Genomic DNA, 23,574 nt, shown 5'->3' with positions numbered 1-23,574 from the left:
ACGCGTTTCATCCGGCGTCGATTTTCTCCATGAACAGACCGAGTTGGTCCGGGTCCATATGCACCACATGCTTGTCTTCGGGATAGGCCAGGCTGTTCACGTCGGCGACATATTCGGAGAAAGCAGCCACGCGTTCCGCCTGCAGGCGGTCATATTCGGCGGCGAAATTGCGGTAGACCTTGGAATGGCGAGGCATGTGGCCACGGTTCTGGCCAAGGATATCGTCGGCGAACAAATATTGCGCGTCGCAGCCGGTGCCCGCCCCCATCGACAGCATGATCAGCGAGGTCCGCTCCGAAATCGCCTTGGCCACCTCGACCGGCACCACTTCGATCTCGGCGCCGACCGCGCCTGCGGCCTCGTACTGCTTGACTGCCTCGAAAATCTGCATGGCGCTGTCGGCGGTCTTGCCGACGGCCTTGAAGCCGCCGGTCCAGGTGGCGCGCGACGGGATCAGGCCGACATGGCCGATCACCGGTATCGCGTCGTCGGCAAGGCGCTTAACGGTGGCAAAGCCGGCGCTGCAATAGACCGCGTCGGCACTCGCCTTGTAGAGCCGGAACGCCCAGCGGACAAAGTCGTCGGCCGTGCCGATCTCGTAGAAATTGTCGCCCGGCATGGTGAACAGGCTGGGCGCGGCATCGCGATATTGCGGGTTGAGCACCAATTCCGGCGGCACCGAGACGATGTCGATCCCCGCCCGTTCGGCGGCTTCGGCCTCGTCCATCGTCAACACGCGCAGCATGGTCAGTTGCCGCTTGCCCTTCATGGCGCGCAGATCGGCGATCGTGGGTCTTTTACGGGTCATCGATTTTGGTCCCTTTGTTGCGTGTATTGAAGCGGGTCAGGTTTCGATTAGCATGATCTTTTCCGAACCGAAGGTCAGCGAAGCAAGAACCGGTTCCCACTTTTCGCTGACGCGGACCTCCGGTTCGGGATCATGCTCTAGATCTGGATCATCACCTTGCCAGCTTCGATCTTGACCGGATAGGTCTGCAGATTGATGCAGACGGGAGCCCCTTTGGCCTGGCCGGTCTTGTAATTGAAGCGGCCATTGTGCTTCGGGCACTCGATGATGTCGTCCATGACAAGCCCGTCGGCCAGGTGGGCCTTCTCATGCGTGCAAAACCCGTCTGTGGCGAAGAATTCGTCATCAGGGGAACGGTAGATCGCGAAGGTGCGGCCGCTATGGTCGAAGCGGATGACATCCTCTTCTTCGACATCGTCCACAGCGCACGCTTCGACCCAATCGGCCATCTCTATTTCTCCTGAAATTTCCGCATTGCGGCGGTGCGCAGGGTCTATTCCGCCGCCGCCGACATGTTCACCCCGTGGAACTCGCCACGATAGGGCCGCGCCGTCGGCGGCAGCTCGCGCTTGAGGAAATAGTCCTCGTACTTGAGCTGCCTGAGCAGGACCGGCCAGACCTCGCGATAAGCATGCCATATTGACGGGTTCGGCTCAGGCAGATCGTGCTTGATCAACTCGTGCAGCCTGGGCAGCGCGTGATAGGGCACCATCGGGAACATGTGATGCTCCACATGGTAGTTCATGTTCCAGTAGATGAACCGGCTGATCGGGTTCATGTACACGGTACGGGTGTTGAGCCGGTGGTCGACCACATTGTCGGCCAGGCCGATGTGCTGCAGCAGGCCGGTCAGCACCATATGCCAGGTGCCGTACAGGCGCGGCACGCCGATGAGCACCAGCGGCACCCATGACCGCATGGTGAGGGCGAGCGCAATCGTGGCGATATAGATGGCGACATGCCAGCGCGCGGCGATGACGGCCTTGTGCTGTTCCATCTCGGGGACGTAGCTTTTCTCGTCGGGCGTCAGCTTGCCGAACGCTTGGCGTACCAGCGCCGGAAGCGAATAGCGAAAATCGAGGATACCGGTGAAAGCGAGCGCCGCACGCAAGAGGTCCGGCGGGCGCATCACGGCAATCTCGGCATCGCGTCCGACGATGATCGTATCGGTGTGGTGTCTGGCATGGCTCCAGCGCCAGGTCACCGGATTGCGCATCAGCATGAAGCTGGCGATCTGGTAGACCACATCATTCATCCAGCGCGTTCGGAAGGCAGTGCCATGACCACATTCGTGCCAGCGCGAGTCGCTGGAGGAGCCGTAGAGCACGCCATAGACGAAGAAGAACGGCACGCACCACCAGGTGCCCCAGAAATAAATGCCGCCGGCAGCTGAACCCAGGATGGCGACGATCCAGATGATCGTGTCGCGGATCGCCGGTCCATCCGACCGTTGCATCAACTCCTTGATCGCCTTGCGGGAGACGTCGGTGTGATACCACTCGGCCGAAGCCAGCCCCGTCTCGATCGCCCTGCGTGTGCTCTCGCCGACCAGGCTGTAGTCGCGCTTCACTGTGCCAGCCATTGTGACCTCCAAATCCTGATGGCCCGAGAGCCCTCCCCGCTCCGACCGGACTCAGCCTCCCAACTGGTGTTTCGCATCCTCTTCGCCATCATCGCGACCTGCCTCCGAGCACCGGAAAATTGCCCGACGGCAGCGGATAATCCTGTTGCGGTTGCCGGGCGATCGCCGCGATCCGGCTTTCAGCGGCAGCGATGTCGCCGGTGCCATCGAGAACCCGGAACACCGCATCGTAGGAGCGGCTCTCGCCATGCTCCAGCCAGATCATCTCGCCGCGTTCGCGCGCAGCCAGATTGCCGAGCACATGATGCGTCGACGGCTCGATGCCCAGCGCATAGTGCCCTGCCTGGAAACTCTGCCACTCATAGGCACAAGGCAACTGATCCTTGCGGGTCACGACTTCCAGCCCAAGGCCAAGACGGTCGTTGACCACCGCCACCGGCACTTCCCCGGCGCCGTTAGCGCCAAGCTCGTGCTGCCAGACCTGCTCTTTGAAACCCAATTGCGGCGCCGGCACTGTGCCGTAGCCGACCTTCTGCGCCTCGTAGCGCTCGCCGGCATGCCCGGCCCACACAACGTCACGGATCGGCGCCAGATAGCGAGACCCCTCGTCGAGCAGCGGATGGCCGACATTGATGTGGTAAAAATACATATGCGGCGTCCGGCTGAACCCGTGATTGACGACCCGGTCCCAAAGCCGGATCTCGTTGCCGCCGACATCGGCTTCGATCCGCCGCAGCAGATGCAGATCCTCGCCGAACACAGTCGATTGCTGCACGATGCCTTCGGCCCACAGCACGCAGCGGTCGCCGTCCCAGGTCTCGCCGTAACCGGTCAGGCGCGCCGGAATGGTGCTGATGCGGCCATGCAGCGAATGGCGCACCGTCTTTTTCGGCGGATAATTGTAGGTGTCGGCCGGCACTTCATCCATGAACAGGATATGGTCGAGGCCACAGGTCAGCAGCAGGCCGGAAAACGACCGGGCCCAGGCCAACCCCTCCTCACCTTCGTACTCGTGCAGACCGGGATGGCGGAAGCCGCTCGGCGAATGCCAGCCGATCGCCTGGCCCTTGAAGTCGCAATCGGCGATATCGAGCGCCCGATCGACCAGCGCGGTGAAACGCAGGCCGGAGCCGGTGCGGAATTCGAGCATGCGGATCCCGCGCTCCACGCCGTCGCCAAGCGTCATCAGCCGCACGCCGGCGAATTGCGACAGCATGCCGGATCGTTCCGAAACCTGCCGGCGCGACAGCGTCTTGCCGTAAAGCTCTACCATGTGACGGCCAGTTCCTTCACTTCGCTCTCGTCTCCTTGAGCAGGGCCGACATATCGGCGCCGGTAATGATGCTTTCCACCGTCAACAGATCGGTATCGGCGACCGTCTGCTCGGCAACGATCTCGCCGCGGCGCATGACGATAATGCGGTCGGCGACCTGAAAGACGTGATGGATGTTGTGGGTGATCAAAAGCACCGAATGGCCGGCCGCGCGCACCTCCTTGACGAAGCGCAGCACGCCGTGTGTTTCCTCGACGCCGAGATTATTGGTCGGCTCGTCGAGGATGATGACCTTGGCGGCGAACTGCATCGCCCGTGAAATGGCGATCGACTGGCGCTCGCCGCCCGAAAGCGTGCTGACCAGCGCATCGGCGTCGAGCTTTTTCGAAATACCGACGCGCTTCAGCAGAGCCGCGGCGGCGTCGCGCAGCTTGGCGAGGTCGAGCGGCGCGAACAAGCCCAGCCATTTCAGATTGACCGGCTCGCGACCGAGAAAGAGATTGCGCGCGATGCTCAGGTCCGGCGCCAGCGACGTGTCCTGGTGGATGGTTTCGATGCCGAGATCCATCGCGTCGCGCGTCGAGCGGATCGAGACTTTCTGGCCGCGCACATAGATGTCGCCGCGGTCGACGGGAAACACGCCGGAGATCGCCTTGATGAGGGTGGACTTGCCGGCGCCGTTGTCGCCGAGCAAGGCCACCACTTCACCTTCATTGAGTGTGAACGATGCGCTCTTCAGGGCGCGGACGCTGCCGAAGGACTTTTGCAGATTCTGCAACCGAAGCACTTCCATTGTCAGCTCCTGGCGGCGTTCTTCTGCAGCAAAGCGTGCAGGATGAGCATGGCAAGGATGATGACGCCGACGAAGATGTTGTAGGCGAGCCCCGGCACGCCGATCAGCACGATGCCGTTGCGGATGCTGCGCAGCATCAGCGCGCCGACGATCGTGCCCAGGATCGTGCCGCGCCCGCCGGTCAGCGCCGTGCCGCCAACCACCACCATAGCGATCACTTCGAGTTCATAGCCGGTGCCGGCCACCGGTGACGCGGCAGAGATGCGGAACGCGCTGATCATGCCGGCGAGACCGGCCAGCGCGGACGTCAGGATGAACAGCCCGACCTTGACCGCATCGGCCGGCACGCCGCGCGCCACGGCAGCGTTACGGTTCGAGCCGATGGCGCTTATCCAGTTGCCGAGCTTGGCGTAGTGCAGGACGTAGATCGCCAGCAGCGACAGGCCGATGAACCACCACAAGGATGTATAGAAACGGAACGTTCCGATATTGAAGCTGCCGGCCAGCAGCGTCACGAAAAGGCCTGGCTGGTCCCAGGATTTCAGCGGAAAGCCTTGCGTGATGTAGAGCGCAGCCCCGCGCACCACGAGCAGCATCGACAGCGTGACCAGGAAGGAGGAGATGCCGATCTTGGTGACGATCAGCCCGTTGACCGCACCGATCGCTATGCAGAGCAGCAGGCCGACAAGCAGCGCGATGCCGATGTCAAATCCGCCGTTCTGCACCAGAAGCATGACCACGACCGGCGCCAACCCGAACACGGCTCCGACCGAAAGGTCGAACTCGCCCGCCGTAAGAAGCAGCGTCATGCCGAGCGCGATGATGCCGAGTTCGGGCAGGAACGCCATCATATTGGAGATGTTGAGCGGCGACAGGAAGTTGGCATCGGCAACGGCGAACACCGCCAGCAGGACAATCAGGATGACGAGCGAAGAGAATTGCGGCGAGCGGATCAGGCTCGACCTGCGTTTGGAGCGCGGCATTTCCTCTTCTGCGGCGATTGTCATGACTGCTTGGACCATATCTCAGGGTGACGCCCGCCGCCTGCGCGGCGGGCGTCAGTTTCCATCACTTGTTGTAGAGTTTCAGGATCGGTTCGACGCTCGAGGCGTCGTAGAGGCTGAACGTGTGGATGTCGTAGCCGATCGGCTCACCCGAGGCGGCGAGCCCGAGCAATGCAACCGGCATGAAGCCCTGTGCCGAAGGGAACTGCCAGGCCGCTGCGTTGACGAACCCGGCCTTGACGGATTCGGCTGTTTCCTTCGAATTGCCCCAGCCGACGACCGGGATTTTGCCAGCCGGCACGCCAGCGCCGTCGAACACCTGCTTGATGCTGGCCGCCACGGAATCGCCGAGCGCGATGATCGCCGGCGGATTGTTGGCCACCATATAGTCGGTCATCTTGGCGATGATACCGGCCGGATCGGTGCCGCAATCGACGACGTCGTATTTGATGCCGAGCGGATCGAACACGCTGGCGATGCCTTCGGTCTCGAGCTGCTGGTAGCTGGCTCCCGGCACTTCGACCGGCAGGAACACCTTGTCGCCCTGCTTCACCATCTTGTGGTCGACCAGGTATTTTGCCCAGATGGCGCCGGCCTCCTTGAGGTCAGCGCCGACATAGGCCTGCCGTCCGGTCGCCGGATCGTCGGTGTTGAAGAACACGATCGGGATGCCGGCGGCCTTGGCCGCCTTGACCTCCTCGGTCCACAGGCCTGGCTGCGCCGAGGTGGTGGCGATGCCGTCGGGCTCGGCGGCGAGCGCCGAGTTGAACGCTTCCTTCTGCGCCGCCATGTCGCCGCCGCTGAAGGAGATATTGCAGGTCACCTTGAGCTGGTCGCAGGCCTTGGTGGCGCCGGCATTCCAGTCGAGCCAGAAGGCATCCGATGGGCCGCCATGCGACAGCAGGTAGAACGTCTTTTGAGCATCCTGCGCCAGCGCCGAGCCCATGGTCACGCCGGCGAGCACGGTCGCGGCAACGGCGATTTTCGACACGAATTTCAACATTTCTCTTCCTCCCTCTTTGGTAGCCGAACCGTGCCGTCACAGCCCGTTGGCGCGGAACTTGCCGTCGAGGAATTTCTTGGCGCGCGGCACGTCATCTTCCGAAAGATGCTCGATGATAACCGGGATGTTCGGGTGCTTTTCGGCCAGCCGCCTGAGATAGAGGTCGTAGTTCAGCGAACCGAGGCCTGGCGCCGGTAGCTCGATCTCGCCGACACCGCGGAAAGTGTGGCTCTCCAGCGCGTCCTCGTCGCCGATGTCGGCGTGCTTCTCCGACTTGTCACCGCCCGAGCGCTTGACGTCCTTGGCATGGGCTATTCTGATCTTGTCGGTCAGCGTGTCGAATACCTGGTTCAGGATCTGGTCCATGCGGTCGATGTTGTGCGTCTCGAAATAGTTGGTCGGGTCCATCAAAAGGCCGAGGCCGGGATGGTCGACCTGCGCGAACATCTTCACCGTCTCCTCGACCGAGCCGACGACATTGTTGACATAGGTTTCGAGCAGGAAGACCGCGCCGTGGTCGTATGCGGTCTGGGCAAGGTCGGCGATGACCTTGCGGCATTCCTCGAACCCTTCCTCGGTCTTGTTCTTGGGATGATGCACCCAATCGGACTCGGTGTTGTAGGTGCCGGTTTCCGAGATCACGTAAGGCGAGCCGAAATCGCGCGCATTGCGGATGATCTCCTTGAGATAGCCGACACGCCTATCGCGCTCGCCTATGTCCGGATGGATGATGTTGGTGTAGCCTGACACGCAGCACACCGGCAGATTCTGGTCGCGGAAGGTGTCGCGAACAGTCCGGGCCTTTTCCTTGGTGATCTGCCCGGCCGACAGGTCAACATCCTTAAAATGGAGGTCGAGCTGCACCGTGTTGAAATCGAGCGCGCGGATCTTCTGCGCGGTTTCCTTGAGACTGTACGGGAAATAGCCCGTGAAAATACCTGCCTGCATCATGATGTGAAGTCCTCCCTGTAAGCGATTCAGTTGATTGAGTGCGTCGAGATTTCGGAAAGCTTGACCGTGCGGCCCTCGTCGATCGAGCGATAGCCGGCTTCGATCAGCGCCATGGTCTTGATGTTGTCGGCGACGGACAGCGCCGGCGGCGTGCCGGTCTTCACCGCGTGCTGGAGCTGCTCCATCACGCCGATGAAGGCATGCGGGAACCACATCGTGTCCCAGTTGGGCGTCATCCATTCGCCCCCGGTGGTCTCGGTCGAAGCATAGGTCAGCGTCGAGGCAGCGCCCGTCGGCCAGCCGATCGTGCCCTTGGCGACGCCCTTTGTGCCGTCGACGCGCCAATTGATGTGCTGGTCGTCCTTGTAGCCCTCCTGGCGCGGACCGGACCAGACATCCTCCAGCGAAACGGCGAGGACGCCGGACGGGAACCGCAGCGTCGAAACGGTGATGCCGTCCGAATGGTCGAAGCGCGTGCGCGGATCTTTGCGGGTCAGCGTCGTGATCTCGTCGGGATCGCCGAACAGAAAACGCAGCACGTCGAGATGGTGGACGCTCATATTGGCAAGCGTCAGCCGGTCGTAGTCCTCGAGGAAGGTCTGCCAGTGGGGGATCGCATGCATGTCGATCTGCGCGAAGACGATGTCGCCGAGCGCGCCGCTGTCCATGATCTGCTTCAGCACGCGCATCGACTGATCGTAGCGCATGTTCTGGTTGACCGAGAGGATCTTGCCCGCCTTGGCCGCCTCGTCGCGCAACTCGATCGCATCCTTGAGCGACAGCGCCAGCGGCTTCTGCGCCAGGACCGCCTTGATGTGCTTCTGCTTCAGCGCATGGCGGATCAGCGCCGGCTGCTGGTCCGGCGGAAAGGCAAGGTCGATGATCTCGACGTTTTCGTCCTCGATCAATTGTTCCGGCGTGTCGTGGACGGTCGGGATCTCCCAACGCCTGGCGACCTTCTCGGCACTGGCTTTGGTCCGCGAGGCGATCGCCACCACCGGAAAGCCGGCGTCCTTGTAAGCGGCAAGATGGCATTCGGCCATGATCATGCCGGCGCCGACACAGCCGATTTTGTACTCCCTGGTGCGGACTTTAACGTCCGGCTCGAAGTCTTTGCTCGTCATGTCTTTCTCCCGAAGCTCGTTTCTTGCGGCCGCTGTCATCGTCCCAGTGCTGCCCCGCTTTGGCCGAAATAATGCACGCGGCCGGGCTCGCAGGATATCGCCACCATCGCGTCCGGCCTGATATCCGGCTGGCCGCGCAGCAGTGCCCTGAGGCGCGCCTGCCCGGCAGCGAGTGTCACCACGGTATAGCCGCCGAGCGGCTCGACCTCGAACACTCGCGCCGGGCGGCCCGCGCGCCCATCTGAGACTCCACCCTCCGATATTTCCCCATCCGACCAGGCCCGCACCTTGATGTCTTCCGGCCTGAGCCCGATCTCGACGGCATCGGCCGGAGCAGCCTTGTCCGCGATACGGATCGTGCCTTCAGCCGCCTCGACGCCGCCCTCGCCGCGCAGCGACTTCAAGATATTCATCATCGGCGAACCGAGCAGCCGCGCCACATAAGTGCTCGCCGGCCGGTCATAGATCTCGGCCGGCGCGCCGATCTGCCTGATCCTGCCGTTCTCCAGGATGGCGATGCGGTCGGCAACCGACATCGCCTCTTCCTGGTCGTGCGTGACATAGATCAGCGTCTTGCCGAGCTCGCGCTGGATGCGCTTCAGCTCGACGCGCGTCTCCTCGCGCAGCCTGGCGTCGAGCGCCGAGATCGGATCGTCCATCAGATAGGCATTGGGATCGCGCACCAGCGCGCGGGCGATCGCCACGCGCTGCCGCTCGCCACCGGAAAGCTGCGACGGCGGCTTGTGCAGGATGTGGCCGATATGCAGCTTGGCCGCGACGTCGGCGACACGCTTTTCGATTTCGGCCTCGGCGACCCGGCGTTCGACCAAGGGGAAGCGGACATTGTCGCGCGCGCTCATATGCGGAAACAGCGCCAGGTTCTGGAACACCATGGCGATGTTGCGCTCGGCCGGCGACATTGTATTGACCGGACTGCCGCCGATCAGGATCTCGCCCGAGTCAGGCGTTTCCAAGCCGAGCACCAGACGCAGCACCGTCGACTTGCCCGACAGCGGCGGACCGAAGAAGCAGAAGAACTCATTGTCGTTGACCGTGAACGAGGCATCGTCGACGGCGAGCGTGGCGCCATAGCGTTTCGTCACATTGCGGAAAACGATATCGGCCATGGTCTCAGCCCGCTTTCATGGCAAGGCCGGTGGCGGCGTCGAAGACGCGCACCGACTGCGCGGCCGGTGCGACGACTGCTGTCTGCCCGATCGCCAGCCCGACCCCATTGTCAAACACCGCCTTTACCGCGCTCTCGCTCTGACCGAGATGGACGATGGTGCGCGCGCCGATGCGCTCGACGAAGGTCACCGGCAAGGAGAGACCGCGGCCGCCTTCGACCAGCGTCGCCTGTTCCGGGCGGAAACCGTAAAGCACGTCGCCGTGCGAGCCCCGCACCGCGGCAGTGACTTCGGCTGGCAACGGCGGCGTGACGCCGAGCGGGCCGAGGTCGATGACAAGGCCACGATCGCTTTCCGCCGGCCTGCCCTTGAGCAGGTTCATGCCCGGTGCACCGATGAAGCGGGCGACGAAGACATTGGCCGGATCGTTGTAGACCTCGAGCGGCGTGCCGACCTGCTGCAGCACGCCATGATCCATCACCGCAATGCGGTCGGCCATGGTCATCGCTTCGAGCTGATCGTGGGTGACGTAGACCATGGTCTGCCGGAACTGCCGCTGCAACTGCTTCAGCTCGGTCCGCATCACCGCGCGGAACGCGGCATCGACATTGGACAGCGGCTCGTCGAGCAGGAAGATCGCCGGCTCCATGATCGCCGAACGGCCGATGGCCACGCGTTGCAATATGTTGACCGACAGCCCGTCGGCCTTGCGGTCGAGCAGCGGCGTCAATTGCAGCTTCTCGGCAATGGCTCCGACGCGACGTTCGATCTCGGCCTTTGGCGCGCCGCGCATTTTCGGGCCGTAGGCGAGGTTTTGCCACACTGTCATATGGGTGAAGATCGCGTAGTTCTGGAAGACGAAGCCGACGCCGCGCCGTCCCATCGGCACGCCGGTCATGTCGCGCTCGCCGAACAGGATCTTGCCGCTGGTCGGCTCCTCCATGCCGGCGATCATGTTCATGGTCGTCGACTTGCCGCAGCCTGACGGCCCGAGCAGCGCCATGAACTCGCCGTCGGCGATGGCCAGATCCATCGTCTTCAGCGCGGTGAAGTCGCCGAACTTCTTGACCAGATTCTGCAGATGGATGGCGCTCATGCCAGCACCTCCCGCGCCCGCGCCATGCGCTTCATGGCAAATACCGCTGCGATGGACAGCACGATCAGGATGGCCAGCGCGATCGCCGCGACATAGCCCCAGATCAGGTCCTGGGTGGTGAGCTTGTAGATGTAGACGGAGATCGTCTCGGTTGCGACGCCGGGACCGCCGCCGGTCATGATGTAGAGCGTGTCGAAGATCTTGAAGTTCTCGATCACCCGGATCGCCAGCGCGATGATGATGATCGTCTTCATCTTCGGCAACAGGATGGTGACGAAGCGCTGCCAGGGATTGGCGCCGAGCAGCGTCGCCGCCTTGATCTGGTCCTCGGGCACGCCCACCAGGCCCGCAAGCAGGATGAGGAACATCAGTGGTGTCCACTGCCAGATGTCGGCGACCATGACGGCGATGAGCGCCAGCGTCGGGTCCGAAAGCCAGGCGATGGTAACGGGAAAGCCTGATAGCGCCGACAGGATGTCGTTGACCGGGCCGCCCGACTGGAACAGCATGAAGAACATGTAGCCGGCCACCGCCGGCACCACCATCATCGGCATTAGCAGGATCGAATAGAATACCCGCTTGCCCGGAAACTCGTCGGCAAACAGCGTGGCGAGCGCGAGGCCGAGCAGGAATTCCGCAGGCACGCAGATGATCATGACGATGGCCGTGCGCTTCAGCGCGCTCCAGAAGCGCGTGTCGGCGGCAAGGTCGGTGTAGTTGGCGAAATTGTTCCACAGCGACCAGGCGTTCCACCAGCCGAGGCCGGACAGCGGCGACCAGTCGGTCAGGCTGATATAGAGCTGCATGAGCAGCGGGAAGACGGCGATGAACAGCACCAGGATCTGCGCCGGCAGCGTCAGCCGGAAGCCGAGCTTTGCCCCTTCGTCCCGCAAGGCCGGCTTTGCCTGGACGGTCTTCATCACGTCCTCCGAAATCGTCGCAGTCACCGCGCTCATTGCTTGAGCGCCCCAAAGGTCAGCCCGCGCACCAGATGGCGCTGGATGGCGATGCCCATGATGACCGGCGGCACCGCTGCAATGAGGCCAAGCGCTGCCTTGGCGCCATAGAGCTGCCCGGTCATCGAGGACGACAACGACGCCATGTAGACGGGGACCGTCACCCATTCGCGCGTCGTCAGAAGCAGCGCGATCAGATAGTCCGACCAGTTGAGAATGAAGACGAACAGCGCGGCGCTGGCCAGCGGTGCGCGCATCATCGGCAACGTGATGCGGGTGAAGACGCGCCACCGCGAACAGCCCTCAACCAGCGCCGCTTCCTCGATCTCGCGCGGCATGTCGTCGAAGAAGGTCTTCATCAGCCAGAAGGCGAAAGGTAGCGTGACGATGCCGTAGATCAGCGACAGTCCCCACCAGCTGTCGGTGAAATTGAGGAAGGCCCACATGATCATCACCGGGGTCATCACCGCCATCGGCGGAAACAGGCGAAGCTGGATCAGCGCCAGCGGCAGGTTCTGGTTAGAGCCGAAGCGCGACAGTCCATAGGCTGCGGCCGTGCCGGCCGACATGGCGATCACCGTGCCGAACGTGGCCGACAGCAGCGACGACAGGATCGGTTTCAGCGCGGTGCGGTCGAGCGCGACTATCAGATTGTTGGTCGATTCCCCGAAGACGAACCGGAAATTGCTGAGCGTCGGGTTCTTCGGCCACCAGGTCAGGTCGGCGCCGGTCGCCGACCATTCGGCGATCGGCTTGAAGGCCATCGATACCATCCACAGGATCGGCACCAGCGTCACCGCCATGGCCGCAAAGATCGCGGCATAGCGGAATATCTCGAAGGGAACTGAACGCTTCATCTTGCAGCTTTGCTGGGGTCATCTTTTGCGGAAGGGAAGAGCAATCACTCCTCCCCTCTCATTGGATCCTGAGACAAGGATCAGCTGATCGGATCTAGAACGGTGGGCCATGCCTCCTTGTTGGTCTTGATGGCTTCGAGAAGCTTTTCCTCGCCGGTGCGCCGCGCGATCTTCTTCCACTCGGCTTCCGTGTCAGCCATCGCCTGCTCAGCGGTCTTGGCCTTGGTCAACGCGGCGACGAGGTTCTCGTCCAGCGCATTGTGAAAGGCGGTGGCGCCCGGATAGTTGATGGTCGGCACGGTGCGGGCGACCGTCTCGCGTACCACATCCATGTGGTAGGCGTGATAGGTCTGGCGGACCAGCGGGTCGGAGAAATCCGACAGCCGGAACGGATCGAAATAGCCGCCCGGATTGGCGGTCATCCAGGCATAGATCCGGCTCGATCCCAGCCACTGCAGGAACAGGTAACAGGCCTCCGGATTCTTGGCCTGCGAGGAGACCGAAGCCGAGAGGTTCAGCCACAGCACCGAACGGCTGATCAGCTTCCCGTCGATCTCGCGGCCGGGCGTCAGCATCGAGCCGATCTTGCCGGTGACCTGCGAATCCTTATTGCCGGCATTGTCGAGGAATTTCGGCAGGTTGGAGAAGGCGCAGGTCATGGCGGCGCCGCCCTTGGCGAAATTGCCGTACTGCTCCGGCCAGCCCCAGGAGATCGCGTCCGGCGAATGATGGGCCAGAGAGGCGATGTACTCGTTGGTCGCAGCTATGCCTTGCTCCGAATTGATCAGCGGCTTGCCGGTGTCGTCGAACAGGAACTGATTTGGCGAAGCCATTGAGACATAACGCTGATACCAGTTGGTGTAGCCCCAGCCCTGGTTGCGCAGATCGGTTGAGCCGAACAGGCCCTTGTCCGGGCGCTGGAAGAAGGCCGCGATCTCGTCATGCTGCTTCCAGGTCTTCGGCGGCGCCAGCTCGTAGCCGTATTTGTCGGAGAAGACTTTCTTCTCGGCCGCGTCGCCGAACAGGTCGATGCGGTAGACCCAGGTCTGGAAATCGCCATCCAGCGACACGCCATAGGTCGAGCCGCGATACTGATTGAGCAGCGAGACGCCCTTGGCGCCGTTGACATAGCCGCGCTCGGGATCATCCCATTCCGGCTTGTACTGGGCGACAAAGTCGTCGAGCTTCAGTATGCCGCCGGTTTCGGCGAGATCGCCGAGACGGTTCCATTCCACCGCGTAGATGTCATAGGCCCCACCCTTGGTGGAGATGTCCTGCATCGTCTTGGTGAACTCCTGGCCATTCGGCACGCCGACGATCTCGAGCGGAATGCCGGTCTCCTTTTCCCACAAGTCCTTGATCGAGGGCGCGCCGGCAGGAAATGGCTGCGTCAACTGGCCGATCGAGCCGTCGGACAGGCCGAGCACGATTTTGGCAGGCGCCTTGCCGGCGCCCTTCATCGCCTTTGCCGCCTCGACGGCGCGGCCTTCCGGCGTATCAGGCCCATACTGATAACGCTCTGAGCCGTCGAAGCCCGTCGGGCCGCCGATCATGCCCGGCGCGAGCGCATCGGCTGCATAGGCGCGGCTGGGACGGATGAATTTCGGTGCGATACCTGCGGCGGCAACAAGCACGGCCGCCTTTCCACCGGACGCCAGCAAACGGCGCCGCGACATGCGGATAATATCAGACATTGGAAGTCCTCCCTCGGGCCTTGTTCCTCCACGGCCCATGATGGATATTGACGGCACTATGGGAAGGCTGTCAACATCATAAATACTCAAAATACATCATACTACCGCAAGGGGAGGAAAAATGCCGTCCACCAACATCATCACACCGCACTCACTGCTTGAATTTGAGGGGACCGTGTGCCGCGCCGATCTTTTTTGGACACGGCTCGACGATTTGGTGTAGCCCACCGGCTTGCGCATCGGCCAAGGCCGGATACATCATTTCCCATCAGAATCGCGGATGGGGATGAAGCCGTCGTCCGATCCGTCAATCCGCGATTTTTGATGCGCCTGTAGCGCACAAGCATGAGGTGATCGACAGTGCGGTCCACCCTGACTGACATAGCCCGGGAAGCCGGCGTTTCAGCCGCCACGGTCGACCGTGTGCTCAACAACCGCGCCGGGGTCAGGGCGCGCACCCGCGAAGTCGTGCTGGAGACTGCGCAGCGGCTTGGCTACATCGCTGAAAATTCGAACGGCCCGACCACGCGCAACGCGCTGCGCGGCGATGTCATGCGGCTCGACTTCGCGCTGCCCGCCGGCACCAATTCCTTCATCAAGATGCTGCACCGGCATATCGAGGCGCAAGCGCAGTCGCGACCGGACCTCGATGTGCGCGTCGCCACGATTGAAGGCTTCAATCCCGACAGGCTCGCCCGCCTGCTGCAGGACTTGCACGGCCAGACGCGAGGCGTGGGTGTCATCGCACTCGACCATCCGACCGTCCGCGAGGCGATCCGCTCGCTGTCGGCCAGCGGCGTCAAGGTCGTCACTATTGCGTCAGACATCCTGCACGTGCCGAGGGTTGCCTATATCGGCATCGACAATCGTGCCGCTGGCCGGCTCGCCGGCTATCTGCTCAATCGCTTCGTGAGCGCCGATCGGCCGGGCAAGGTTGCGCTGTTCGCCGGCTCGCTCTCCTATCGCGGTCATGAGGAACGCGAGATGGGGTTCCGCCACATCCTGACGGAAGACTCGCCCAATCTGCAGATCGTCGAGATGCGCGAGATGCTCGACGATCGGGAAAAGGCCTATTCGGAGGCCTCCGCCCTGCTGGACCGGCACCCGGACCTGGCCGCGATCTACAATGTCGGCGCCGGCAACACCGGCATCGCCCGGGCGCTCAGGGAACGAGGGCGGGCACTGTCGACCGTGTTTCTCGGCCATGAGCTGACGGAAGGCACCAAGGAGCTTCTGCTCGACGGCACGCTCGACGCGGTCATCGACCAGAATCCGCGCGTCGAGGCCCGCGAAGCGCTCAACACCTTGACCCATGCGGTCAGGGGCTTGCCCTACGAACTGCACCAGCCAAGGCTGCAGGTGATCTTCAGGGAAAGCATCCCGGAGATCTGAACGGAAGTTCCGGGATAAGAGAGGTCGCGCCAGAAAGTGGGGCTGTGGGGCTGTGGCGATCAGGGTAATCTTGAGCTCGATGCCGACCGGGCTGTTGTCTTCGGGACGAGGGGGACCGGGATCGCCTCCGCATGCCAAACGGTTCGGCATTCGGCTGGTTCGCGGCGGAAGCGGCTGCCGCGAGGATCGTTCGCGAACACTGGCGCGGCACGCTAGGCCTTGGCCGCGACGAGACGCTGGCTGCGGCCTATTGGCGACGTGGCGCGGCAGGACCGATGGCCGGCTGGATCCTGCTCACGATCGCTTGCGCATTCTCGCCAAGGCCGATCGCGATCCGGTCGCCGGAAACAATGCCTGATATGTCGCAGACGACCAGCGGCATGCTGACATCGTAGAGAAACTCGGCGACGATGGCGCCGACGGCCAGGATCGGGTCGGGCCGCTGCAGGATAATGCCGGCCGGCGCCGTGCCCCTGCGGATCGCCTCGGCCAGAACCGAGGACGAGGACGAAGATCCCCGCCCGGAAGCCATCACCAGGATCTTGGCAGCGACATTTTGGCCAAGACCAGGATGCGAACGGTCGATGATGTCGCCCGTCTCGATGTCCAGGCCGCCCCAGAAACTGAGCGCTTGCGACAGCACCAGCGCCGGGCCTTGTGCCTCGCCGGCAAGCTGGAACCTGCCAACTCTGTCCAGGGCTCGACTTTTCAGGGCTCGACTTTCCTGTTCACTCATGGCGCACCCCTCACGACGTGCCCGACCGCTGCCGAGCGGATGCAGTCCTCCATCTCGCCGAACGCTACCGAGACGCCGATATTGCCGGGGGCGTAATGCGCCCATTTGCCGGAGTTGGTCATCACCACGCCGTCGAGGCGCTCGATGATGGTGGTGACATAGGTGCAGGTATCGGTCACTGGAATGAGGTTGAACGCCTTCACACTCTCCAGCTCGCCCTCGTCCTGAAGCCGCGTCAGCGTCGCGCGCCCGGTGTTGACATAGATCGGGATGCCCCTGCCCGGCGCGATATGGCGCAGCATCGGCAGCAGGCGCATCCACTCGTGATGGGAAAAATGTGGCGTGCCGAGCGATACGGCCGCAAGCGGCGCACCGTCGGGGACGCTGGACAGCCTGGCCAGCGCATGATCAATGTCGGCGCGAGAGATCCGGATCGTCTCCTCCGGCGCCTTGCCGCGAAACGCCTCGTCGAGCGTCTTTGCTTCCGGCGTGATGCCGACCGCATGAAACAGTGCCACCGCGCCCGTCGTTGCCGCCGCCGCACCCAGCGCCTTCAGCTGGTCCTCGTCGCGCGGCTGCGGCAGGCCCGATATCACCGGGATGCGGTCGCCACTCGCCTGCCCGATGATCAGCCCGACGCCAACGAACAGCGAGTCGGTAGGCTCGAAAGAACCGGTCAGCTCGAACAGGATCCGGCCGCGCCGGTTTTCGCTCAAATGCAGCCCCCAGGTCGGCGCCCGCCCGGTTATCGCGCAGCACAAATCGATGAAATCACCATAGCGATTGGTCCGCGCTCCAATCACCGAATTGGCAAAGACGATGGCGTTGGACTCGCCCCAGGCGATCTGCTCGCCGAAAGCCGGCCGGAACCGCGTCTGATAGGGCGCGCAGGTGAAGGTCGCCTGACAGCCGAGCTCCAGATGCGCCTTCATCAGCCGCCGCGCCGGCACTTCTTCGGCGGCCGGCATCTTCACCAGGCCGGGATGGATGAGGTCGAACGAACCGACATTCAATGTGGTGGGCACCCGAACGCTGCCACCGCCCTCGACCAGCCTCTCGACGAAATCGAGGCCGGCCTGGCCGTGATAGAGGCAGCCGTCGATATGGGCACCGGCAATATCCAGCAGCTTGCGCGCGCCGACCGCCTTCGAAAAAGCGACCAGGATCTTCATCGCTGCGGCCACGGCCGGGCCGTTCTCGCCCTGCAGCATCGACTGGTCGCCCGCCGTCAGTTCAAGCGTCATCGGGTGTTCCGCTTTCTATGCCCGACCATGCTCTCACTGATTGCAGTCCGCCTGGCAAGATCAGTTCGCGGCGATCAGCACCGTACTCTTCGGCGACCAGTGCAGCAGCACCTCCTGGCCTTCCGCCAGCCTGTCAGCGCCGGTGTTCTGCACGATGACCTTGAGCGTCTGGCCGTCGCGTTCGACGAAATAGGTACTGTTGTTGCCGGCGAAGATACGCTTGGAGACTTGGCCACGGAGCACATTGCTATTGGCCTGGTCCGCGCTTCCGGAATCGATGGCGATGCGGATGCGTTCGGGCCGCACCGCGCAGCTGGCCTTGGCGCCGGCGGCAAGCGTCGCCCCTGCCCGGGCGGCGATCGCCGTGCCGTCGGGCAGCCGGATACCGACGCCTGTGGTCTCGCCGCGAAAGATGTTGGCATCGCCGAGGAAGGTGGCGGCGAATTCGCTTTTCGGGCTGTGGTAGATCTCCTCCGGCGGCCCTTCCTGCACCAGCCGGCCATCGCGCAGGATACCGATGCGGTCGCTCATCGTGAGCGCTTCTTCCTGGTCGTGGGTGACGAAGATGGTGGTGATGCCGATCTCGCGCTGGATACGCTTCAGTTCGATCTGCATGTCGACCCGCAGCGCCTTGTCGAGCGCGCCCAGTGGTTCGTCGAGCAAAAGCACACGCGGCTTGGTGACGATGGCGCGGGCCAGCGCAACCCGCTGGCGCTGACCGCCGGACAGCTGGTGCGGCCGGCGGTCGCCGAGCTTCCTGAGTTGTACCAGATCGAGCGCGCGCTGCACCTCGCTTGCAATAGTTGCCTTGGCTTCGCCACGCACCGACAGGCCGAAGGCGACATTGTCGGCCACGCTCATATTGGGAAACAGCGCATAGTTCTGAAACACCATGCCGATGCGCCGCCTCTCGACCGGCACCCGCTCGACGCTCACGCCGCCGATCGCGATCCGGCCCGAGTCAGGGAAATCGAAGCCCGCGATCTGCCGCAGCAGCGTGGTCTTGCCGCTGCCCGAGGGCCCAAGCAGTGCATAGAAACCACCGTCGGCAAAATCGATGGAGACGTCATCCAGTGCCTTGTGCGCCCCGAAATTGCGCGACAAATTCGATACCTGAACGCCGGCCATTATTTCTCTCCGCCGAATTTGAAGAAACGTGCCGTAAGCAGCATCAGCGCCATCGAGACGACGATGATGATCGTCGAGACCGCGTTGATCTCGGGCGTGAAACCCTTGCGGATCGCGGCGTAGATCTCGACCGGCAAAGTTGTCTGACCCGGCGTCGACAGGAAGTAGGACACCACGAACTGGTCGAACGATACGGCAAAGGCGAACAGCCCGCCGGCGATGACGCCCGGCATGATCCAGGGCAACGTCACGCGCCGCGTCACCTGCCACTGGTTGGCGCCGAGCGATCGCGCCGCCTCTTCCAGTTCCGGCGCAAAGGTCTGCAGCCGTGCCGAGACGACGACGATGACATAGGGCAGTGCCAGCGCCACATGGCCGAGCAGGATTGCGAACAGACCACGCCCGATGCCGACGCCGAAGAAGAAGATCAGCATCGCCGTGCCGGTGATCAGCCACGGAATGGCGATCGGCGGAAACAGCAGCGCTTGCAGGAATTTCTTCCCGCGAAATTCGTAGCGATAGAGCGCCAGCGACGCCGCCGTGCCGAGCGCGGTGCAAAGGATGGTGGTGATGACGGCGATCTCTATGCTGTTCCAGGTTGCGGAGATCAGCTGGTCGTTCTGCCACAGCGACGCGTACCATTCAGTCGTCCATTCGAACGGCAATTGGTAGAAGGGCGAGACGTTGAACGACATCAGCGCCATGATGACGATCGGGAGATAGAGGAAGGCGAGCAGCAGCCAGATGTAGAGCCGGCCAAGCCATTCGAGGATACGGGTCGTCGCCATCAGGCGGCCCTCCTGAGCACCGGCGATGTCAGCGCAAGAATGACCAGGACGACGGCCAGCAGGATGAAGGACAGCGCTGCGCCCAGCGGCCAGTTGAAGACGGCGACGAACTGATCCTCGATGACCGTTCCGTAGAAGGTGCCGGTGCGCCCGCCGAGGATACGCGGCTCCATGAAGGAGCCGACGACGGGCACGAAGATCAGCGCTGCGCCCGCCACCAGCCCCGGCATCGACAGCGGGATGATCACCCGCCTCAGCATCTGCAGCCTTGAGGCGCCGAGCGAGCGCCCTGCCTCGATCAGGGAGTCGTCGATGGCCTGTAGCGTGAGGTAACAGGTCAGCACCATGTAGGGCACGTAGGAATGCACCAGCCCGACGATGACGGCCGGATACGAATACATCAGGTCGATGTTGATCTTGAACGGCAGCACGGCGTTGAGCGCGGTGTCGAGAATGCCGCCCTCGCGCAGCACCATCGCCCAGGAGAAGATGCGCACCAGCCCGTTCGACCAGAACGGCAGGATGACGAGCAGGAAGATCGCCTCGCGGCTGCGCCCTTTCAGCACCTTGGCCAGCACATAGGCTGCGGGAAAGCCGATGACGACGCACCACAGCGTCACCTCAAGCCCGAGCCTGAGCGACGCCAGCAGCAGCGTCAAATACAGCCGCTCTGAGAAGAAGGGGGCGTAGTTCTCCAGCGTGAACGACCACGCCTTCCCCGACAGCGGCAGCTCGGTCATGAAGGAGAAGAAGACCATGGCCGACAGCGGCAGGAAGATCGCCACCGTCAGCCACAGATAAGCCGGCAGAAGCAGGGGCAAAGCCGATCGCAATCCGCTCCTCGAACCGGTCGCGACCTGTTCCGCCATATGCCTATCCCCGAAAGCCCGCCCGCTACTTCACGCTGACCTTGAGCTCTTGCCACAGCGCCAGATAGGCCTCGCGCTGCGCATCGGTGATCGGCGCCTGGAACTGGATGCGCTTGGCGACATCGGGATCGCCCATCACCTTTCGGTTGAACGCATCTTCGGGAAGCGCTGCAACCGCCTTGGTGTTGGCCGAGACCGGCGCGCCGACCTTGGTGACCCATTCAACGTAGAAGCTGGGATCGATCATGTAGTTGATGAACGCCTCGGCGCCGGCGACATTCTTGGAGCCGACCGGAATGGAAAAGGCGTCGAGCCAGGCGACGGCGCCTTCCTGCGGGATGACCAGCGAGACCGGCAGCTTGAAATGCGTCTTGGCGCGGTCGGCCGAACCGCTCCAGTAGGTGCCGATGTCGATCTGGTTGGAGGCGACCATCTGGTTCCAATCGTTCTCCGAGCTCCAGAATGTCTTGATCTGCGGCATGAGCGAGGTCAGCTTCGCCTTGACCGCCTCTATATCCTTGATGTCGTTGATGTTCTGGCCGGTGGCGATGGCGCCGAACTGGACCGCTTCGACAGCATCGTCGCGGATGACGACGCGGCCCTTATGGGCTTCGTTCCACATTTCGGTGATGCTGGTCGGCGGCGTATCGAAGGATTTCTCGTTGATGGCGAGCGCGGTCAAGCCCCACACCCATGGCACGCCATAGACCTTGCCGTCGCGGGCGAGCATCGGCGAGTTTGCCTTGTCCGGGCTGATATCGGCATAGTTGGGGATCTTCGAGACATCGATCGGCTGGATCAGTTTTTCCGCCATGGCCTGGTCGTTGAAGGCGGCGTTGATCATGACGACGTCGTAGAGACCGGGATTGGTCCTGAGCTTGGTCAGCATTTCCTGTTCGGAATTGAAGAAGTCGTTGACGACCTTGTTGCCGGTCGCCTTCTCGAAGGCCGCGATGGCCCAGGGCTCGTCGGCCCCGTAGCCCTTCCAGTTGAGCACATGCACTTCGGCGGCAGTGGCGGCCAGCGTGAGCGCGGAGGTGAAGACGGCAGTCGCCGTCAGAAAAGCAGTCAGTTTGGACATGCGCATGTTCGTTCCTCTCATTGTTTGCCCGGTTAGTGGAGCTTGTTACGTCATTTAGGCTGTCAGAAATGGGCCTCTTGCTTCCGGCCATGCACGGTCGTCAGTCGATCGTGATGGCCGAGGAATGTCTGGATCTCCTGGTCGATCGGCGCCGACGACCCGCCATGGCGGGTGACCGAGACCGCCGCCGCCGCATTGGCGTAGCGCGCCGCTTCGAAGGGCGGCACGCCGCGCGAAAGCGCGCTGACGAAGGCGCCGATATGGGTGTCGCCGGCGCCGTTGGTATCGACGGCGGCGACCTTAAAACCGGGCACGGCCTGCGCGGTGCCGTCAGCCAGCCGCACGAAGCAGCCTTTTGCCCCGGCGCGGATCACGACCCCCTCGGCGCTCGGACAGTGATTGGAAAGAAGCCGGGCAGCAATAGCCTCGACGCCGCCGGGGCCGGCGATCTCGGCCGCTTCTACGATGTTGCAGCTCAGCCAGCTCGTGCGCGCCAGCACCCGGTCGAGAATGGTGCGCGGGATGTCTGATACGACCGGAGTCGGATCGAAGACAAAGGGAATTTCCGCCGGCAGCGCCTCGATCCAGTCGGCCAGTGCATCGCGGCTGCCGACATAGCTCAGCGTGTAGCCGGAGGCGAACACCCAATCCCCCGGCGCAACCCGGACGGGCGCCATCATGCCGGGGCTGAGCACACTCTCGGCACCAGGCCATGACACGAAGGTGCGCTCGGCGTCGCCGCTGATCATGGCGACGCAATTGCCGCTGTCCATCATGGTGGATGCCGGGGTCAGCGTTGCGATGCCTTCCGCCGAAAGGGCGGCACGCAGGAAGTCACCATTCGGTCCGCTGCCGAGTTGGCCGCCGAACGCCACTTTCATACCGGTGCGGCTGGCCGCGACCATCATGTTGAAGCCGCCGCCGGCGACCTGGGCAAAGCTCAATGCGGTTTTCTCGGTGCCGGGCCCCGGCAAGGCGTCGATGCGGTAGACATAGTCGACCACCACGCTGCCCATATGGAGGAGACGCTCGCTCATGCCGCCGCATCCTTGCCGGAACTGCTTTTCGCCATCCGCGCCGCGACCAGGTCGGCGGCGAGCCCGCGCACCTGCGCAATGTCGAGGCCTTTGAGCCGGTTGATGTGTTCCTGCGGCAATCGGGAAAAGCCGGCGCAGGCGCCTGCCATGCCGGCGGCAATGGCGCCGATTGTGTCGGTGTCGCCACCGAGATTGGCGCTGATGACGGCCGCCCGCCAAGGATCGCCGCCGGCGATTTCCAGCACCGCGAAGGCCGCCGGAATCGATTCCTGGCTGGCGACCCCGGTCCCGACCAGATCGACGATCAGCCGGATCGCCTCCGTGACAGCCTTGCCGCGGACGAGGCCCCTCGCCCACTCAATGCGTGCGGCAATGTCGCCACCGGTGATCCAGTGACCGAGTTCTGCGCCGCGCTTGGCCGCCATGACGGCACGATCTGCGGCGGCGCGCCAGTCGCCGCCGGCAACGCCGCGGCTGACGGCGGCAGCGACGGCGGCGGCCGAAGCAATGGCGATCGATGTGTTGTGCGTGGCGCGGCAGGTTTCCGCCACCTTGGCGACCAGCGCGTCTAGCGGCTCCGGCTGCATCATGATGCCAACCGGCGCGATCCGCATCGCCGCGCCATTGGTGTCGCCGCTGCGCCCCGCCTCCTCGGCCGGCACGCCGTCATTGATGGCGTCGATGGCGCGCTTGGTCGAAGGCCCGAGCAGGTCGTAGCTGCCGCGTGCCTTGACCTCGCGCTCCCAGTCGAGCAGCGCATTGACCCAGCGCGTGTGATCGAAGCCATTGCCTGAAACAACCAGAATACGGCCGAGCAGCAGTGCCTGTTCGGTGTCGTCGGTAACAGTGCCGGCGGCCAGGCCTTTCGACACTGGATGGTCGGCGACGGGCGCGACGAAATCCTCGACGTGGCCGTAGAGCTCGGCGATGCGGGCCGGCGACAACAACTGCGTCGGCATGCCGAGCGCATCGCCCAGCGCACCGCCGATAAGCGCGCCCATCGCCCGGTCGATCGCCTCGGCCGTGTCCAT

The 23,574-nt window shown here is 63.3% G+C and carries 23 protein-coding genes and 1 pseudogene; 2 read left to right on the top strand and 22 right to left on the bottom strand.

Annotated features, from left to right (window positions below):
• Nucleotides 1-7 precede the first annotated feature (7 nt).
• The 14 genes from EN807_RS15520 to EN807_RS15455 all read right to left on the bottom strand — a co-directional run bounded on the left by EN807_RS15520 (nucleotide 8) and on the right by EN807_RS15455 (nucleotide 14,268).
• Nucleotides 8-808 carry a 3-methyl-2-oxobutanoate hydroxymethyltransferase gene (locus tag EN807_RS15520; RefSeq protein ID WP_135935553.1) on the bottom strand — a complete coding sequence of 267 codons (801 nt, stop codon included), beginning with the start codon at nucleotides 806-808 and terminating at the stop codon, nucleotides 8-10.
• A 137-nt stretch (nucleotides 809-945) separates the two neighbouring features.
• Nucleotides 946-1,257, bottom strand: a complete 312-nt coding sequence (locus EN807_RS15515) for a MocE family 2Fe-2S type ferredoxin (protein WP_135935552.1) — start codon at nucleotides 1,255-1,257, stop codon at nucleotides 946-948.
• A gap of 44 nt (nucleotides 1,258-1,301) precedes the next feature.
• Complete coding sequence (locus EN807_RS15510; RefSeq protein ID WP_135935551.1) at nucleotides 1,302-2,390, bottom strand: fatty acid desaturase family protein; 1,089 nt, start codon at nucleotides 2,388-2,390, stop codon at nucleotides 1,302-1,304.
• An 88-nt stretch (nucleotides 2,391-2,478) separates the two neighbouring features.
• Complete coding sequence (locus EN807_RS15505) at nucleotides 2,479-3,663, bottom strand: aldose 1-epimerase family protein (RefSeq protein ID WP_127314978.1); 1,185 nt, start codon at nucleotides 3,661-3,663, stop codon at nucleotides 2,479-2,481.
• Nucleotides 3,664-3,679: 16 nt separating this feature from the next.
• Nucleotides 3,680-4,462, bottom strand: a complete 783-nt coding sequence (locus EN807_RS15500) for an ATP-binding cassette domain-containing protein (protein WP_189522471.1) — start codon at nucleotides 4,460-4,462, stop codon at nucleotides 3,680-3,682.
• Complete coding sequence (locus tag EN807_RS15495; RefSeq protein ID WP_246684115.1) at nucleotides 4,459-5,463, bottom strand: ABC transporter permease; 1,005 nt, start codon at nucleotides 5,461-5,463, stop codon at nucleotides 4,459-4,461. The genes EN807_RS15500 and EN807_RS15495 overlap by 4 nt, the downstream gene beginning before the upstream one ends.
• Before the next feature lie 61 nt (nucleotides 5,464-5,524).
• A complete protein-coding gene (locus EN807_RS15490) occupies nucleotides 5,525-6,463 on the bottom strand; it encodes a substrate-binding domain-containing protein (protein ID WP_135935548.1) in 939 nt (312 codons plus the stop codon).
• A gap of 36 nt (nucleotides 6,464-6,499) precedes the next feature.
• Nucleotides 6,500-7,414, bottom strand: a complete 915-nt coding sequence (locus tag EN807_RS15485; protein ID WP_135935547.1) for a sugar phosphate isomerase/epimerase — start codon at nucleotides 7,412-7,414, stop codon at nucleotides 6,500-6,502.
• A gap of 26 nt (nucleotides 7,415-7,440) precedes the next feature.
• On the bottom strand, nucleotides 7,441-8,538 hold the full coding sequence (locus EN807_RS15480) for a Gfo/Idh/MocA family oxidoreductase (protein WP_135935546.1): 1,098 nt from the start codon (nucleotides 8,536-8,538) through the stop codon (nucleotides 7,441-7,443).
• Between the two features lie 35 nt (nucleotides 8,539-8,573).
• Nucleotides 8,574-9,665 (bottom strand): ABC transporter ATP-binding protein, encoded by a 1,092-nt coding sequence (locus EN807_RS15475; protein WP_135935545.1) that lies wholly within the window; start codon nucleotides 9,663-9,665, stop codon nucleotides 8,574-8,576.
• 4 nt (nucleotides 9,666-9,669) lie between these two features.
• Complete coding sequence (locus EN807_RS15470; protein ID WP_135935544.1) at nucleotides 9,670-10,761, bottom strand: ABC transporter ATP-binding protein; 1,092 nt, start codon at nucleotides 10,759-10,761, stop codon at nucleotides 9,670-9,672.
• On the bottom strand, nucleotides 10,758-11,717 hold the full coding sequence (locus EN807_RS15465; protein ID WP_135935543.1) for a sugar ABC transporter permease: 960 nt from the start codon (nucleotides 11,715-11,717) through the stop codon (nucleotides 10,758-10,760). The genes EN807_RS15470 and EN807_RS15465 overlap by 4 nt, the downstream gene beginning before the upstream one ends.
• Complete coding sequence (locus EN807_RS15460) at nucleotides 11,714-12,574, bottom strand: carbohydrate ABC transporter permease (RefSeq protein ID WP_135935542.1); 861 nt, start codon at nucleotides 12,572-12,574, stop codon at nucleotides 11,714-11,716. Before EN807_RS15460 ends, EN807_RS15465 begins: the two co-directional genes overlap by 4 nt.
• 80 nt (nucleotides 12,575-12,654) lie before the next feature.
• Nucleotides 12,655-14,268 carry an extracellular solute-binding protein gene (locus tag EN807_RS15455; RefSeq protein WP_135935541.1) on the bottom strand — a complete coding sequence of 538 codons (1,614 nt, stop codon included), beginning with the start codon at nucleotides 14,266-14,268 and terminating at the stop codon, nucleotides 12,655-12,657.
• A gap of 360 nt (nucleotides 14,269-14,628) precedes the next feature.
• On the opposite strand from EN807_RS15455, the gene EN807_RS15450 reads away from it, so the two are divergent.
• Nucleotides 14,629-15,660, top strand: a complete 1,032-nt coding sequence (locus tag EN807_RS15450) for a LacI family DNA-binding transcriptional regulator (RefSeq protein ID WP_135935540.1) — start codon at nucleotides 14,629-14,631, stop codon at nucleotides 15,658-15,660.
• Nucleotides 15,661-15,791: 131 nt separating this feature from the next.
• Nucleotides 15,792-15,863: pseudogene (locus tag EN807_RS36570) on the top strand (hypothetical protein); the annotation flags it as partial.
• 44 nt (nucleotides 15,864-15,907) lie between these two features.
• Here the strand turns inward: EN807_RS36570 and EN807_RS15440 are convergent.
• Genes EN807_RS15440 through EN807_RS15405 form a run of 8 tightly spaced genes read right to left on the bottom strand, consistent with a single transcriptional unit; the run spans nucleotide 15,908 to nucleotide 23,574 of the window.
• Nucleotides 15,908-16,396: a DUF126 domain-containing protein gene (locus tag EN807_RS15440; protein WP_135935539.1), complete on the bottom strand. Its 489-nt coding sequence runs from the start codon at nucleotides 16,394-16,396 to the stop codon at nucleotides 15,908-15,910.
• Nucleotides 16,393-17,640, bottom strand: a complete 1,248-nt coding sequence (locus tag EN807_RS15435; RefSeq protein WP_135935538.1) for an aconitase X — start codon at nucleotides 17,638-17,640, stop codon at nucleotides 16,393-16,395. Before EN807_RS15435 ends, EN807_RS15440 begins: the two co-directional genes overlap by 4 nt.
• Before the next feature lie 60 nt (nucleotides 17,641-17,700).
• Entirely contained in the window at nucleotides 17,701-18,768 is a 1,068-nt protein-coding gene (locus EN807_RS15430) for an ABC transporter ATP-binding protein (protein ID WP_135935537.1), read from the bottom strand.
• The gene (locus tag EN807_RS15425; protein WP_135935536.1) at nucleotides 18,768-19,556 is read right to left on the bottom strand and encodes an ABC transporter permease; all 789 of its coding nucleotides are present in this window, start codon (nucleotides 19,554-19,556) and stop codon (nucleotides 18,768-18,770) included. Before EN807_RS15425 ends, EN807_RS15430 begins: the two co-directional genes overlap by 1 nt.
• Nucleotides 19,556-20,425, bottom strand: a complete 870-nt coding sequence (locus tag EN807_RS15420; RefSeq protein ID WP_135935535.1) for an ABC transporter permease — start codon at nucleotides 20,423-20,425, stop codon at nucleotides 19,556-19,558. Before EN807_RS15420 ends, EN807_RS15425 begins: the two co-directional genes overlap by 1 nt.
• 25 nt (nucleotides 20,426-20,450) lie before the next feature.
• The gene (locus tag EN807_RS15415) at nucleotides 20,451-21,512 is read right to left on the bottom strand and encodes an ABC transporter substrate-binding protein (protein ID WP_135935534.1); all 1,062 of its coding nucleotides are present in this window, start codon (nucleotides 21,510-21,512) and stop codon (nucleotides 20,451-20,453) included.
• A gap of 56 nt (nucleotides 21,513-21,568) precedes the next feature.
• Nucleotides 21,569-22,543: a PfkB family carbohydrate kinase gene (locus EN807_RS15410; protein ID WP_135935533.1), complete on the bottom strand. Its 975-nt coding sequence runs from the start codon at nucleotides 22,541-22,543 to the stop codon at nucleotides 21,569-21,571.
• Nucleotides 22,540-23,574 (bottom strand): ADP-ribosylglycohydrolase family protein, encoded by a 1,035-nt coding sequence (locus EN807_RS15405; protein ID WP_189522424.1) that lies wholly within the window; start codon nucleotides 23,572-23,574, stop codon nucleotides 22,540-22,542. Before EN807_RS15405 ends, EN807_RS15410 begins: the two co-directional genes overlap by 4 nt.

Origin of the sequence: Mesorhizobium sp. M5C.F.Ca.ET.164.01.1.1 (assembly GCF_004792125.1) — a bacterium.
In the GTDB taxonomy this organism is placed as follows: domain Bacteria; phylum Pseudomonadota; class Alphaproteobacteria; order Rhizobiales; family Rhizobiaceae; genus Mesorhizobium; species Mesorhizobium wenxiniae.
This window is presented reverse-complemented; position numbering and strand designations above follow the sequence as displayed.